The sequence below is a fragment of the Pseudomonas sp. Q12-87 genome (assembly GCF_001269755.1).
GTDB classification, from domain to species: Bacteria; Pseudomonadota; Gammaproteobacteria; order Pseudomonadales; family Pseudomonadaceae; genus Aquipseudomonas; species Aquipseudomonas fluorescens_S.
This window is the reverse complement of sequence record NZ_LHVI01000004.1, coordinates 433,507-447,848: the sequence shown is the minus strand read 5'-3', so window position 1 is coordinate 447,848 and position 14,342 is coordinate 433,507. Positions and strand designations below refer to the sequence as shown.

Annotated in this window: 16 protein-coding genes; 9 read left to right on the top strand and 7 right to left on the bottom strand. The window is 58.4% G+C overall.

Annotated elements, in window-relative coordinates; all coding sequences use genetic code 11:
• Positions 1-228: 228 nt before the first annotated feature.
• Positions 229-1,428, bottom strand: a complete 1,200-nt coding sequence (tyrS, locus tag AD663_RS03065) for a tyrosine--tRNA ligase (RefSeq protein ID WP_003177731.1) — start codon at positions 1,426-1,428, stop codon at positions 229-231.
• 210 nt (positions 1,429-1,638) lie between these two features.
• Between tyrS and AD663_RS03060 the strand changes: the two genes are divergently transcribed.
• Entirely contained in the window at positions 1,639-3,054 is a 1,416-nt protein-coding gene (locus AD663_RS03060) for a peptidoglycan DD-metalloendopeptidase family protein (protein ID WP_003177729.1), read from the top strand.
• A gap of 3 nt (positions 3,055-3,057) precedes the next feature.
• Positions 3,058-4,149, top strand: a complete 1,092-nt coding sequence (locus AD663_RS03055; RefSeq protein ID WP_003177728.1) for an anhydro-N-acetylmuramic acid kinase — start codon at positions 3,058-3,060, stop codon at positions 4,147-4,149.
• A gap of 66 nt (positions 4,150-4,215) precedes the next feature.
• On the opposite strand, the gene erpA is transcribed toward AD663_RS03055, so the two are convergent.
• The gene (erpA, locus tag AD663_RS03050) at positions 4,216-4,566 is read right to left on the bottom strand and encodes an iron-sulfur cluster insertion protein ErpA (RefSeq protein ID WP_003177727.1); all 351 of its coding nucleotides are present in this window, start codon (positions 4,564-4,566) and stop codon (positions 4,216-4,218) included.
• A gap of 154 nt (positions 4,567-4,720) precedes the next feature.
• Positions 4,721-5,755, bottom strand: a complete 1,035-nt coding sequence (gene argC / locus AD663_RS03045) for an N-acetyl-gamma-glutamyl-phosphate reductase (protein ID WP_003177726.1) — start codon at positions 5,753-5,755, stop codon at positions 4,721-4,723.
• A gap of 134 nt (positions 5,756-5,889) precedes the next feature.
• On the opposite strand from argC, the gene hemJ reads away from it, so the two are divergent.
• The 6 genes from hemJ (at position 5,890) to coq7 (ending at position 10,344) form a co-directional block, all read left to right on the top strand.
• A complete protein-coding gene (gene hemJ, locus AD663_RS03040; protein ID WP_003177725.1) occupies positions 5,890-6,321 on the top strand; it encodes a protoporphyrinogen oxidase HemJ in 432 nt (143 codons plus the stop codon).
• 33 nt (positions 6,322-6,354) lie between these two features.
• A complete protein-coding gene (locus tag AD663_RS03035; protein ID WP_003177724.1) occupies positions 6,355-7,323 on the top strand; it encodes a nitronate monooxygenase family protein in 969 nt (322 codons plus the stop codon).
• 46 nt (positions 7,324-7,369) lie between these two features.
• Positions 7,370-8,347, top strand: coding sequence for a DUF805 domain-containing protein (locus tag AD663_RS03030; RefSeq protein ID WP_053213254.1), 978 nt, complete (start codon positions 7,370-7,372; stop codon positions 8,345-8,347).
• Between the two features lie 62 nt (positions 8,348-8,409).
• Positions 8,410-9,198, top strand: coding sequence for an SDR family oxidoreductase (locus tag AD663_RS03025; RefSeq protein ID WP_053213253.1), 789 nt, complete (start codon positions 8,410-8,412; stop codon positions 9,196-9,198).
• Between the two features lie 84 nt (positions 9,199-9,282).
• Positions 9,283-9,621 (top strand): histidine triad nucleotide-binding protein, encoded by a 339-nt coding sequence (locus tag AD663_RS03020; protein WP_003177721.1) that lies wholly within the window; start codon positions 9,283-9,285, stop codon positions 9,619-9,621.
• A gap of 75 nt (positions 9,622-9,696) precedes the next feature.
• Positions 9,697-10,344 (top strand): 2-polyprenyl-3-methyl-6-methoxy-1,4-benzoquinone monooxygenase, encoded by a 648-nt coding sequence (coq7, locus tag AD663_RS03015; protein ID WP_003177720.1) that lies wholly within the window; start codon positions 9,697-9,699, stop codon positions 10,342-10,344.
• A gap of 109 nt (positions 10,345-10,453) precedes the next feature.
• On the opposite strand, the gene AD663_RS03010 is transcribed toward coq7, so the two are convergent.
• On the bottom strand, positions 10,454-10,876 hold the full coding sequence (locus AD663_RS03010; RefSeq protein WP_003177719.1) for an OsmC family protein: 423 nt from the start codon (positions 10,874-10,876) through the stop codon (positions 10,454-10,456).
• A gap of 233 nt (positions 10,877-11,109) precedes the next feature.
• On the opposite strand from AD663_RS03010, the gene crp reads away from it, so the two are divergent.
• Complete coding sequence (crp, locus tag AD663_RS03005) at positions 11,110-11,754, top strand: cAMP-activated global transcriptional regulator CRP (RefSeq protein WP_003177718.1); 645 nt, start codon at positions 11,110-11,112, stop codon at positions 11,752-11,754.
• Here the strand turns inward: crp and AD663_RS03000 are convergent.
• Genes AD663_RS03000 through trpD form a run of 3 tightly spaced genes read right to left on the bottom strand, consistent with a single transcriptional unit; the run spans position 11,751 to position 14,339 of the window.
• On the bottom strand, positions 11,751-12,452 hold the full coding sequence (locus AD663_RS03000; protein WP_053213252.1) for a lipoate--protein ligase family protein: 702 nt from the start codon (positions 12,450-12,452) through the stop codon (positions 11,751-11,753). The two genes, crp and AD663_RS03000, sit on opposite strands and share 4 nt — an antisense overlap.
• A 4-nt stretch (positions 12,453-12,456) precedes the next feature.
• Positions 12,457-13,293: an indole-3-glycerol phosphate synthase TrpC gene (gene trpC / locus AD663_RS02995; protein WP_003177716.1), complete on the bottom strand. Its 837-nt coding sequence runs from the start codon at positions 13,291-13,293 to the stop codon at positions 12,457-12,459.
• Positions 13,290-14,339, bottom strand: coding sequence for an anthranilate phosphoribosyltransferase (gene trpD / locus AD663_RS02990; protein ID WP_053213251.1), 1,050 nt, complete (start codon positions 14,337-14,339; stop codon positions 13,290-13,292). The genes trpC and trpD overlap by 4 nt, the downstream gene beginning before the upstream one ends.
• Between the last annotated feature and the right edge of the window lie 3 nt (positions 14,340-14,342).

Genomic DNA, 14,342 nt, shown 5'->3' with positions numbered 1-14,342 from the left:
CTGCTGTCAACACCTCTTTTTCACCGCTTTCGACCGAGAAGATCGAATCGTCAACAGAGCCTTACAACACCGCCCCATCAACTCCTTCCGGACCTCGATGAACTGAAGCCCTGCACCTTCGAAACCTACTTAACTCGTTGAATCTCAAGGAGTTTTCCGTTTCGACTGCGCCGGAAGTGGGGCGAATTATAGACGTCTGGATTTTGCCGTCAACCCTTAATTTCAGCTTTATTCGGATTTCAGGGTGATACGTGCGAAAGCCTTCTTGCCGGCCTGGCATACGTGAGTGGAACCCACCTTATATATGTAGGTGCGATCGACCACCTCACCATCTATACGCACCCCACCCGAACCAAGAAGATCACGCGCCACTGCCGCGTTCTTCACCAGGCCCGCCTTATTAAGAACGGCCGCGATAGGCATATCTTCCGCAGCAGCGAGTTCGATCTCCGGCAGATCATCCGGCAGCTCGCCATCTTTCATGCGATTACCCGCAGCACGATGAGCATTGGCCGCAGCCTCCTCACCATGGAAACGAGCAACAATCTCTTCGGCCAGCTTGATCTTGATATCCCGCGGATTCGCCCCCGCCTCGACATCTGCGCGGAATGCATTGATCTCATCCATGGAGCGGAAGCTCAGCAACTCAAAGTAGCGCCACATCAGCACGTCTGGAATGGAGACCAGCTTGCTGTACATAACGCCCGGCGCTTCCTGAATACCAACATAGTTGCCCAACGACTTGGACATTTTCTTCACGCCGTCCAACCCTTCAAGCAATGGCATGGTCAGAATGCATTGAGCATCCTGGCCATAACCACGCTGCAGCTCGCGCCCCATCAGCAAGTTGAACTTCTGGTCGGTTCCGCCGAGCTCGACATCCGCCCGCAAGGCTACCGAGTCATACCCCTGCACCAGCGGATAGAGGAACTCATGAATGGCAATCGGTTGATTGGTTTTATAGCGCTTGTCGAAGTCATCGCGCTCGAGCATGCGAGCCACGGTGTACTGGGAAGTCAGACGAATGAAATCCGCTGGCCCCATTTGATCCATCCAAGTGGAGTTAAACGCCACCTCGGTCTTGGCCGGATCAAGAATCTTGAAGACTTGAGTCTTATAGGTCTCGGCGTTATCGAGAACCTGTTCACGGGTCAACGGTGGGCGGGTAGCACTCTTGCCACTCGGGTCACCGATCATTCCGGTGAAATCACCGATAAGAAAGATAACCTGATGCCCCAGATCCTGGAACTGGCGCAGCTTATTAATAAGCACGGTATGCCCCAAGTGCAGATCGGGCGCAGTCGGGTCGAAACCTGCCTTGATACGCAGCGGCTGCCCGCGCTTGAGCTTTTCGACCAGCTCGGACTCGACCAACAGTTCTTCCGCACCACGTTTGATCAGCGCTAGCTGCTCTTCAACCGACTTCATAACAGACCCGCAAGGCTCAGATTCAAAGGGCCCCAACCATACAAGATCGCGCACCAAATACAAGGTTTGCCCGGCGCGCGGACGCCAATCCACGGACAGAGCGTCCGCGGGCTTGCTTCGCAGGGGTTTTGGTTATATTTTATACAGTTATTTCATCTTCATCATGTCATTCATCTTTTCCAATTCATTTTTTCAAAAGCCAAATTACTTATGACCATTGAACCGTCTAAAGCGCCGCCGCTTTACCCGAAGACCCACCTGCTCGCAGCAAGTGGCATCGCAGCCCTCCTTAGCCTGGCGCTCCTGGTATTCCCTTCCAGCGACGTTGAAGCAAAAAAGACGACTCTGAGTCTTGAACTGGAAAGCCCTGCTGAACAACTGACACAAGAACAAGACGCTGCCGAAACCGTTCAAGCCACAAACGAACCGGCCGCCTCCCCCTTTGCACAGATTGAAAACAGCCCGGAAGACACTGCCCAGGCTGCTCAGGTAACGCCGCCTGCCGCAGAAGAAAAGAAAGGACCGGACCATCGCGAAGTGATAGTTGCCAAGGGCGACACGCTTTCCACCCTATTTGAAAAGGTTGGCCTGCCTTCGACTTTGGTCCACGAAATCCTTGCCAGCGACAAGCAAGCCAAACAGTTCACTCAGCTGCAACGTGGCCAGAAACTTGAATTCGAACTCAATCCAGACGGCCAGCTGAACAACCTGCACACCAAGCTGAGCGACCTGGAAAGCATTACCCTGACCAAGAACGACAAGGGTTATGTGTTCAACCGCGTCACCGCCAAGCCCACGGTTCGCTCGGCCTATGTTCATGGCGTCATCAATAGCTCCCTGTCGCAGTCGGCTGCTCGCGCTGGCCTGTCCCATAGCTTGACTATGGACATGGCCAGCGTGTTTGGCTACGACATCGACTTCGCCCAGGATATTCGCCAGGGCGACGAGTTCGATATCATCTACGAACAGAAAGTGGTCAACGGAAAGAGCGTTGGCAACGGTCCGATCCTTTCCGCACGTTTCACCAACCGCGGCAAGACCTACACTGCGGTTCGCTATACCAACAAGCAGGGCAACAGCAGCTACTACACCGCCGATGGCAACAGCATGCGCAAGGCATTCATCCGTACACCGGTTGACTTCGCCCGCATCAGCTCGAAGTTCTCCGCAGGCCGCAAACATCCGATCCTGAACAAGATCCGCGCCCATAAAGGCGTCGACTACGCCGCGCCCCGTGGCACTCCGATCAAGGCCGCCGGCGACGGCAAAGTATTGTTGGCCGGACGCCGTGGCGGCTATGGCAACACCGTGATCATCCAGCACGGCAATACCTACCGCACGCTTTACGGCCACATGCAGGGCTTCGCCAAGGGCGTGACGACTGGCGGAACCGTCAAGCAGGGGCAGGTCATCGGGTATATCGGCACTACCGGCCTGTCCACCGGCCCGCACTTGCACTATGAATTCCAAGTCAACGGTGTTCACGTCGACCCGCTTGGTCAAAAGCTGCCAATGGCCGACCCGATAGCTAAATCCGAGCGCGCTCGCTTCCTCGCCCAAAGCCAACCACTTATGGCTCGCATGGACCAAGAGAAAGCCACCATGCTGGCTTCGAGCAAGCGCTAAGCCATGGCGCTTTATATCGGCGTGATGTCCGGGACAAGCCTGGATGGCCTGGATATCGCCCTGATTGAACTCGCACCGGCGATCAACCTGATCGCCACGCACTACATCCCCATGCCCGCTTCCCTGCGCGCAGAACTGCTCGGTTTGTGCAGCAGCGGGCCCGATGAAATCGCTCGTTCGGCTCTCGCCCAGCAAAACTGGGTGAAGCTGGCGGCGCAGGGCATACATACCCTGCTCACGCAACAGACGCTCAAGCCAGAGGATGTAAGGGCGATCGGCAGCCATGGGCAGACCATTCGTCACGAACCAGCCCGCGGGTTTACCGTACAGATCGGCAACCCTGCGCTTTTGAGCGAATTGACCGACATTACCGTCGTCAGCGACTTCCGCAGTCGCGATGTCGCCGCCGGAGGGCAAGGCGCGCCTCTGGTTCCGGCGTTTCATGAAGCATTGTTCGAAGAGCAAGTCGGCAATCGAGCAGTACTGAATGTCGGCGGCTTCAGCAATCTCAGCCTGATAGAACCTGGAAAACCTGTTGCCGGCTTCGATTGTGGCCCAGGCAACGTATTGCTCGATGCCTGGATACATCTACAACGGGGCGAGGATTTTGATCGCGACGGTCAATGGGCCGCCAGCGGTAAGGTCGAACCGGTTTTGCTCAAGGCGCTGCTCAGCGACCCCTTCTTCGTCACCAAAGGTCCGAAAAGCACAGGACGAGAAGTATTCAATTTACCTTGGCTCAAGCAGCATCTATCGCACTTGCCTGCCTTCGCCCCTGAGGATGTACAGGCCACGTTGCTCGAGCTGACAGCCCAGACCATCGTCGAATCACTCCAGCATGCACAGGCAGATACGCGGGAATTACTGGTGTGTGGTGGCGGTGCCCACAACCAGGCATTCATGACACGCCTGGCCGCTTTGCTACCGAACACCAAAGTCAGCAGCACAGCTGTGTATGGTGTAGATCCGGATTGGGTAGAGGCCATGGCCTTCGCCTGGCTCGCCCATTGCTGCCTTGAGGGCATCCCTGCAAACCGTCCAAGTGTCACTGGCGCCCGAGGGTTGCGCATACTCGGCGCCATCTACCCCGCCTGAATCATTTATCCGGGACAAAAAAATGCCGCAGGACCATAAGACCCTGCGGCATTTTTACTGAAGCGATCAGATCGAGAACGAGGAACCGCACCCACACGTGGTGGTGGCGTTAGGATTCTTGATCACGAAACGCGATCCTTCGAGCCCTTCCTGATAGTCCACCTCGGCACCCGCCAAGTACTGGAAGCTCATGGGATCGACCACCAGACTGACCCCTTCGCGCTCGACGATGGTGTCGTCTTCGGCCACTTCTTCATCGAAAGTGAAACCGTACTGGAAACCCGAACAACCGCCGCCCGTAACGAATACGCGCAGCTTCAAACGATCATTGCCCTCTTCATCGACCAGGCTCTTCACCTTGTGCGCGGCACCGTGGGTGAATTGCAAAGCCGTGGGGGTGAAGGTTTCGACGCTCATGCTGAATATCTCCCGGCGCTTACGCCGTCATAATGCGTGATGGCGGCATTATCCGCTTCTCCTACAAAATTGGTCAACTATTTGAGGAGCAGCGGCAAGCTACAAGTTAAGAGCGGCAAGCTTGTAGCTTAAAGCTTGCCGCTTTTGACTGCTGTTAAGGCAGCATCCCGGCATGGGCCAGACCCAGGCGTTCATCCAGTCCGAACAGAATGTTCAGGTTCTGCACTGCCTGGCCGGACGCACCTTTGACCAGGTTATCGATGACTGACAACACCACCACCAGATCACCATCCTGAGGACGGTGCACGGCGATCCGGCAAACGTTGGCACCGCGTACGCTCCGGGTTTCCGGATGGCTGCCGGCCGGCATTACGTCGACGAACGGTTCGTTGGCGTAGCGCTTTTCGAACAGTGCCTGCAGGTCCACCGAACGATCGGCGACGGTTGCGTAAAGGGTGGAGTGGATGCCGCGAATCATCGGCGTCAGGTGCGGCACGAACGTCAGGCCGACGTCCTTGCCCGCTGCACGACGCAAACCCTGGCGAATTTCCGGCAAGTGGCGGTGACCTTTTACCGCATACGCCTTCATGCTTTCCGACGTTTCGGAATACAGCGAACCGACACTGGCACCGCGCCCAGCGCCACTGACACCGGACTTGCAGTCAGCAATCAAACGCGAGGTATCGGCAAGACCGGCCTCGAGCAGCGGCAGGAACCCCAGCTGTGTAGCCGTCGGATAACAACCCGGCACCGCGATCAGCCGCGCCTGCTTGATTTTCTCCCGGTTGACTTCCGGCAACCCGTAGACCGCCTCGTCGAGCAGGTCCGGCGCGCCATGAGGCTGACCGTACCACTTGGCCCATTCATCCGCGTCTTGCAGGCGGAAGTCCGCCGACAGGTCGATGACCTTGGTCCCGGCAGCCAGCAGCTCACCTGCCAGCGCATGGGCAACACCGTGGGGAGTGGCGAAGAACACCACATCGCAGGCGCCAAGGGTCTTGATATCCGGAACACTGAATGCCAGGCCGTCGTAATGGCCTCGCAGGTTCGGATACAGGTCGGCGACAGCCAGGCCAGCCTCGGATCGGGAGGTAATGACCACCACCTCAGCTTGCGGATGCTGTGCCAACAGACGCAGCAGTTCGACACCGGTGTAACCCGTGCCGCCGACGATACCGACCTTGACCATAAACCTGCCCTCAACGAACCCACTGGAAAGCCGTCGATGATAGGGGCCACGCGGCGCGGCGACAACCGCCAAGGTGACGTGCGGACGCTCTAACCTCTACTATCGGGCTACCGTGAACCTGGGGATAACCAAAAATGCTCTATCTGTGGCTCAAAGCACTTCATATTGTCAGCATGGTCTGCTGGTTTGCCGGCCTGTTCTACTTGCCGCGCCTGTTTGTCTATCACGCCCAAAGCGAAGACAGCGTCAGCCAGGAGCGTTTCAGCGTCATGGAGCGCAAGTTGTATCGCGGCATCATGGGCCCGGCGATGATCGCGACCCTGGTGTTCGGCATCGGGTTGCTCAGCCTGAACGCCGGCGCTTACTTCACCCAAGGTGGCTGGATGCATGCCAAGCTGACCCTGGTCGTGCTGCTGATCGGCTATCACCATATGTGCGGCGCCCAGGTGAAGCGCTTCGCCCGTGGCGAAAACACCCGCAGCCATGTCTTTTATCGCTGGTTCAATGAAGTGCCGGTTCTGATATTGCTGGCTATCGTAATTCTGGTCGTGGTTCGGCCGTTCTAACTTCCAATCAGCCTATCTAACCGGGGTACTTCCATGTCGCTACCCGCTCTGCTCGAACAACGCTTGCGCCTGCCCGTCGTGGCGGCACCGATGTTCCTGATCTCCAATCCACAACTGGTACTGGCCTGCTGTCGTAACGGCATCGTCGGTAGCTTCCCGGCATTGAACCAGCGCGAAAGCAGCGGCTTCAAGGCTTGGCTGGAGGAAATCGAGGCAGGCCTGGCGACCCTGGAAAACCCGGCGCCCTACGCCGTGAACCTGATCGTTCATCACAGCAATCCGCGCCTTCAGGCCGACCTGGCCATCTGCATCGAACATAAGGTGCCGATCGTCATCACGAGCCTGGGCGCGGTGAAGGAACTGGTGGACGCGGTCCACGGTTACGGCGGCCTGGTATTCCATGACGTCACCACACGCCGTCACGCCGAGAAAGCCGCCGAAGCCGGTGTCGATGGTTTGATCGCCGTTGCTGCCGGCGCGGGCGGGCATGCCGGGACCTGGAGTCCTTTCTCGCTGATTGCCGAGATCCGGCAGTTCTTCGACAAGACGTTGCTGCTGGCGGGATGCCTCAACCACGGCCATCAGATTCTGGCCGCGCAACTGCTCGGTGCGGACCTGGCCTATTTGGGGACCCGTTTCATCGCGACGAGCGAAAGCCACGCCCCAGACGCTTATAAAGAGATGTTGCTCACATCAAGAGCGGCAGACATCGTGCATACTCCCGCTGTGTCCGGAGTGCCAGCCAGTTTCATGCGCCAGAGCCTGGAAAACGCCGGTTTCGACTTGGCCGCCTTGCAAGACAAAGGCGCGGTGGATTTCGGCTCGAAACTCAAACCGCTGAACGACGAAGCCAAGGCCTGGAAAACCGTGTGGTCGGCAGGTCAGGGCGTCTGTGAGATCAATGATTTGCCGAGCGTCGACCAACTGGTGGCACGCCTGGATAAGGAATACCGCCAGGCGCAAGCCCGGGCGGCACAGCTCGGCGGGCAGTGGCCGCGCTGAGCACAATCAAAACCAATACTTAATTTTAGAGACAAGGATGCCGGGCATGAGCGAAACCCGTTTCAACATAATATTCGACGGAGCCTTGATGCCTGGCGTCGACACCACGACCGCCAAGCTCAACCTCGCCGAGCTGTTCAAGAGCGATGTCAGCGCCATAGAACGACTGTTCAGCGGGCGCAAGGTGGCCCTCAAGAGCGACCTGTCCCAGGGCGAAGCACAGAAATACCTCGAAGCGCTCAACAAAAGCGGGATCGATGCTCGAATCGAGGCCCAGCCTTCGCTTGAGTTGAATCTTGGCGAAGTTCATGAAACTCACCATCGGCCTGATCCGATTGTCGACCCGGTCTCCCCTTACGCCCCACCTCGGGCGGATGTCGGCGAAGCGGTGGCCGGCTATGCCACGCTCAAGCCGTTCAGCTTCGATGGGCGTATCGGGCGGTTGCGATTCCTGGCCTGGACCATGGTGCTGACGCTGGCGATGATGCCGGTCATCGGTATTGCCTTTTGGTTCAGCCTATCCTGGCTACTCGTTTCCAACTCGATAGCGGCAATGATCGTTGGCGGGGTGGTCGGGGTCGCCATCATGCTCGCCTTTGCGTTTGTAAGCCTGCAATTCAACGTCCAGCGCCTGCACGATGTCGGCTGGTCCGGGTGGTTGTGGCTGCTTAATCTGGTGCCCTTCGTGGGCGGCCTGTTCCCGATCGTCCTTCTGTGCATGCCTGGCAACGCCGGTGCGAATCGCTACGGCCCTCCGCCGCCGCCGAACAGTACTGCGGTCAAGGTGTTGTCGTCACTGTGGGTCGTCTTGATCGTATTGATTATCGTCGGTGCGGTGGCTGGCGCGTTCAGCGGTATCGGCGAGGAATATGGCAATTCCCTGGGCAGCTATGAAAGCAGCCAGTCGAGCGAGTATGAAAGCAGTGATGAGACCGCTGCCGAACCTGCCGAAGACGCGGCAGAAGCTGCAGCACAAGCAGCGGAAGCAGCCTCACCTTCTGTAGAATCCGAAGAGGAACAATAAGCGCGCTTCGTGCCGGTGGCAGCCCCGCCCACTGGCGGCGGGCTGTTGCGATGGAGAAGTGCATGACCCGTTACGCTCTGATCACTGGCGCTTCCAGCGGCATCGGCCTGGCCATGGCCGAAGCGCTGGCGCGGCGCGGCCGTAACCTTTTATTGGTGGCTCGACAGCGCGATCGGCTGGAAAGCATTGCAATCGAGCTGACCCAACGATTTGGCGTAGAGGTGCTATTCCGGGCCTGCGACCTGGGGGAGCCGCTGCGACTTTCAGGATTTATCCTGGAGTTGGAGGAAGGCGAGCGGCAAATCGACCTGCTGGTCAACTGCGCCGGCATCGGTACCAGCGGCCCGTTCCTGGGGCAGGACTGGATGACCGAGCAGGACCTGATCGAGGTCAACATCCTCGCCCTGACCCGTCTTTGCCACGCGGTAGGCAATAGCATGGCATTGCATGGCGGCGGCCAGATCCTCAACGTTGCGTCCATTGCCTCATTCCAACCTGGGCCATGGATGAGCACTTATCACGCCAGCAAAGCCTATGTGCTGCATTTCTCCGAAGCCCTGCGGGTTGAATTGAAGAAATGCGCGATCAAGGTCTCGGTGCTTTGCCCTGGCCCGACCCGCACCGGTTTTTTCGCCAGGGCACAGATGGACGAAACAAAACTCAACGCCAGCAAACGACTGATGAGCCCGGAGGAAGTTGCGTTGTTTACCGTACGTGCGCTGGAGCGCAACCGCGCCATCATCATTCCCGGACGGCGCAACCGCTGGCTGGCGGCGCTGCCACGATTCGGCTCGCGATGGCTGGTGCGCAGCATCGCCGGCATGGTCAACAAAACCTATTGCCCGCGCTGATACCCTCGCTGAAAATCCAGGCTCGCGACCGAGCCTCCGTTACACTCGACCTCGACTTACCCAACGCCAACGGAGAAAACAGCTGTGGATACTCTGTTTACCAAGATCATCAACCGGGAGATCCCGGCCAAGATCATCTACGAGGATGACCAAGTCCTGGCCTTCCACGACATCGCCCCACAGGCGCCCGTGCACTTCCTGGTCATTCCCAAGAAACCTATCCGCACGCTCAATGACCTGACCGAAGACGACAAAGGGCTGGCCGGGCACATCCTGTTCACCGCCCAGCGCCTGGCACTCGAACTGGGTTGCGAGGAAGGTTTTCGCGTAGTGATGAATTGCAATGAACTGGGTGGGCAGACGGTGTATCACATCCATATGCATGTGCTGGGTCAGCGCCAGATGCACTGGCCGCCGGGTTGAAAGCCCTGATCCAACGCAAATCTTCAGCGGCCGATTGGGTTAAACTGGCCGCCGTGATTTTTCCCGGAGGTACGCATGACTACTCAACGTCACTACTCGCCGATTGACCGCCTGTTGCTGCAAGCCGATACCGCGATGCGCACGCTGCTGCCCTTCAGTGGCCAGCCGTACCGTCCATCGCCGGCTATCGTACAGCCGGACGCGCAGATGAGTGATGAACAGACTCGCCATGTCGCGGGCCTGATGCGCATCAACCACACCGGCGAGGTTTGTGCCCAGGCTTTGTATCAAGGCCAGGCGCTGACTGCGAAACTGCCGAAAGTGCGTCAAGCGATGGAGCATGCCGCAGAGGAAGAAATCGATCATCTGGTCTGGTGTGAACAACGCATTCGCCAACTGGGCAGCCACACCAGTGTCCTCAATCCGCTGTTCTACGGCATGTCATTTGGCATCGGGGCAGTGGCTGGACTGATCAGCGACAAGGTCAGCCTCGGCTTCGTCGCCGCGACCGAGCACCAGGTATGCAAGCATTTGAATGAACACTTGGAGCAATTGCCGGCCGAGGATGAAAAATCCCGGGCGATCCTGGAACAGATGCGCGTGGATGAGGAGCATCATGCCGAAAGCGCGCTCGATGCTGGCGGTTTCCGCTTTCCGGCGCCCGTGAAGTTCGGCATGAGCCTGCTGGCCAAGGTCATGACAAAGAGTACGTATCGGATCTGATGGCAGCGATGTCTTCGGCGATACGGTCGAATTCAAGGCAATAAAAAGGCGACCCACCGGAGTCGCCTTTTTATTGCCCGAAGGTCAGCATGACATGCTCACGAGGAGCTCAGCCCAATTCGATGATTTCATAATCGTGGGTGATCTCGACGCCGGCGGCGCCAAGCATGATTGAAGCCGAGCAGTACTTTTCAGCGGACAATTCAATGGCTCGCTTGACCTGGGCTTCCTTCAAGGATCGTCCCTTCACAACGAAGTGCATGTGGATCTTGGTAAATACTTTCGGATCTTCAGTGGCGCGCTCCGCTTCGAGGAACGCTTCACAGCTTTCGACGGCCTGGCGGGACTTCTTGAGAATACTGACCACGTCGAAATTGCTGCAGCCCCCTACGCCCAGCAGGAGCATTTCCATCGGCCGAACACCCAGGTTCCTGCCACCGGCCTCCGGCGGGCCGTCCATGACGACCACATGACCACTGCCTGACTCACCGAGGAACATGGCTTCGCCAGCCCATTGGATGCGTGCCTTCATCGCCAAGACTCCACTGTTTAAAAAAGGGTCGCCAGCTTAGCACAGCACTCCGGCATGACAGCTCCTGCCGTAGGACACCTGCCCGTCTGAACGTAGGTAAATTCTTAAATGAATTCGAGATGCCTCTGTTAAGCTGGCACCCAATCGCTGGCTTATTGCCAGCTTTTTTGTTGATAGCCAATCACTTCACACAAAAACAAGCCACCACAGCGCGCAATTTTCGGGACACAACCATGGTTGCCATTACTCCCACGCTCAAGATCAAGAACCTGGACAAGCTGTTGATGCATTGTCAGCGCCGTCGCTATCCAGCCAAGCACAACATCATTTGCGCGGGGGATCGTTCCGATACATTGTTTTTCATTATCAAGGGGTCTGTCACGATTTTGATCGAGGACGATGACGGCCGAGAAATGATCATCGCCTATCTCAATTCCGGAGATTTTTTCGGCGAACTGGGGTTGTTCGAACAAGCTGGCAAGGAACAGCAGCGCAGCGCCTGGGTGCGGACGAAAATCGAATGTGAAGTGGCGGAAATCAGCTACGCCAAATTCCGAGAATTGTCCCTGCAAGACCCGGACATTCTTTACGTCCTCAGCGGACAAATCGCACAGCGCCTGCGCAACACCACGCGCAAGGTTGGGGACCTCGCATTCTTCGACGTGACTGGGCGTGTCGCCCGCTGCCTGCTGGAACTGTGCAAGCAACCCGATGCGATGACTCACCCGGACGGTATGCAGATCAAGGTCACTCGCCAGGAAATCGGTCGGATTGTCGGCTGTTCCCGCGAGATGGTCGGCCGGGTACTCAAGGATCTGGAAGAGCGCAACCTGGTCAACGTGAAAGGCAAGACCATGGTGGTGTTCGGAACACGCTAAACGCCAGGCAGCGCGACCAGCAGCGCCCGATACAACGCCTCGAGCCGCGCCAGTGCGAGGGGCGCCGGGAATTTTTCGTGCAAGGCTATATGGCTTTCGGCACGCACGCGCTGCTCCAGGCCACAGGCCTCATTGAAGCGATTGACCGCCGCGACCATCGATTCGCGCTCGTTATCCAATAGAAGCGCACCATGAACCAGTCCTACCGGACGTTGGCCGCCCTTGCTCTGGCGCCAGCGCTGAGCGGTGCCGACCATTTTCCGGCCATCGAGGTTGACGTTGAATCGCCCGTCGCAAAAAGCCCCCTCCACTTCGCCGAGGGAAGCCACGCCGCCCAATTCATCCAGCAACTGGCAGATAGGGTCGCACAATCGACGATAAGCGGTTTCGATCCGGCCGTGATCGCCCTCGCTGCGCGGTGGCGCATAGACCAGGGCGATATTGACGGTGGCGACCGATTGCGGCACCGGTTCGCCGCCGGTTTCGCGCAGCAACACTGGCCAGCCGTTCGCCGCCGATATCTCACAGGCGTGTTCGAACCCCGGCAGGCGGCTCAAGCGGCGCGGCATGACCAGCGCACGATCGTTGGGCTGCCAGAACAACAGGCCGAACTCAGCATCGCCGGCGCAGATACTGGCCAAGAGATCCTGTTCAGCTTGCAGGCCGGCTTCGACGGTCAGGGAGATCGCTGGCGACATTGAATCAGTCCAGCGTCGAACCGCTGACCGGAAGGCCACGCTCGGGAAAGAACAAGCGCTGCAATTCGGTGCCCGGGCTCTCGGCCCGCATGAACGCTTCGCCCACCAGGAACGAGTACACATCGCTGACTTCCATCAGCTCGACATCGGCCCGGTTGAGGATGCCGCTTTCGGTGATGACCAGGCGATCGCGAGGGATGCGCGGCAGCAAGTCCAGGGTGGTTTCCAGGCTGACTTCGAAGGTGTGCAGGTTGCGGTTGTTTACGCCCACCAGTTTGGTGTCGAGGGTTTTCAGGGCCCGCTCCAACTCGTCGCCGTCATGGACCTCCACCAGGACATCCAGCCCAACGCCCTTGGCAACTGCCGCCAGCTCGGCCATTTTCACATCATCCAGGGCAGACACGATCAACAGCACGCAATCGGCGCCAAGCGCACGCGCCTCGACGATCTGATAAGGGTCGATCATGAAATCCTTGCGGATCACCGGAAGCCGGCACGCTGCCCGCGCCTGCTTCAGGTATTCGTCGGCACCCTGGAAGAAATCGACATCGGTCAGCACCGAGAGGCACGTCGCGCCGCCCTTCTCGTAGCTTTTGGCAATGTCGGCCGGGACGAAGTGTTCACGAATCACACCCTTGCTCGGGGAGGCTTTTTTGATTTCGGCGATCACCGCCGGCTGTTTCTTCTTGGCCTGATCGATCAGCGCCTTGGCGAAACCCCGCGGTGCATCGGCTGAACGCGCGAGGTTTTCCAGCTCGGCCAGACTGACCCGAGCGCGGCGTTCAGCCACTTCCTCAGCCTTGCGAGCCAGAATGTTTTCCAGAACCGTTGGCACGCTCATCCTTCATTCTCCACTTTGAATACCGCGGTAAATGCACCCAACTCTTCGAGCTTTTCCCGGGCCAGGCCAGTGTGCAACGCATCATGCGCCAGTTCCACGCCTTGCTTGAGGCTGCTGGCATGGTCGGCGACGTACAACGCAGCGCCGGCATTGAGGACGATCATCTCAGCGGCTTTCTGGCCGTTCTCGGTCTTGCGCCGGCCCAGGGCGTCGCGGATCAGCTCCAGCGATTGCGCCGGACCATCGACTGCCAGACCGTGCAAACTCTGGCTCTTCATGCCCAAGTCTTCAGGTTCGACCCAATACTCGCTGATCTGATCATTTTTCAGTTCGGCGACGAAGGTAGGCGCCGCCAGGCTGAATTCGTCCAGCCCGTCCTTCGAATGGACCACCAGGATATGTTTGCTGCCCAGCCGTTGCAGGACTTGCGCCAATGGCCGGCACAGCGCCTGGCTGAACACGCCGACGACCTGATGTTTCACGCCGGCCGGATTCGTAAGCGGGCCGAGCATGTTGAACAGCGTGCGCAGCCCCAGGTCACGACGGGGTGCGGCGGCGTACTTCATGGCGCTGTGGTGGGTCTGGGCAAACATGAAACCGATGCCGACGTTATCAATGCAGCGCGCCACTTGGACCGGGGTCAGGTTCAGGTAGATACCGGCCGCTTCAAGCAGGTCAGCACTGCCACTCTTGCCCGAGACCGCGCGATTGCCATGCTTGGCAACGGTGCAGCCGGCCGCCGCGACAACGAATGACGACGCGGTGGAGACGTTGAAGATATTGGCACCGTCCCCACCAGTGCCGACCACGTCCACGACGCGCTCCAGGGTCTTGAGCTCGACCTTGTCCGCCAGTTCGCGCATGGCCGAGACCGCGCCGACGATTTCATCGATGCTCTCGCTTTTCATGCGCATGGCCATCATGAACGCGCCGATCTGCGCGTCCGTGCATTGTCCGGTCATGATTTCGCGCATTACGTCGCGCATCTCGTCGGTGCTCAGGTCGAGATGGCCGACGATACGGCTCAGGGCTGTCTTGATATCCATTGG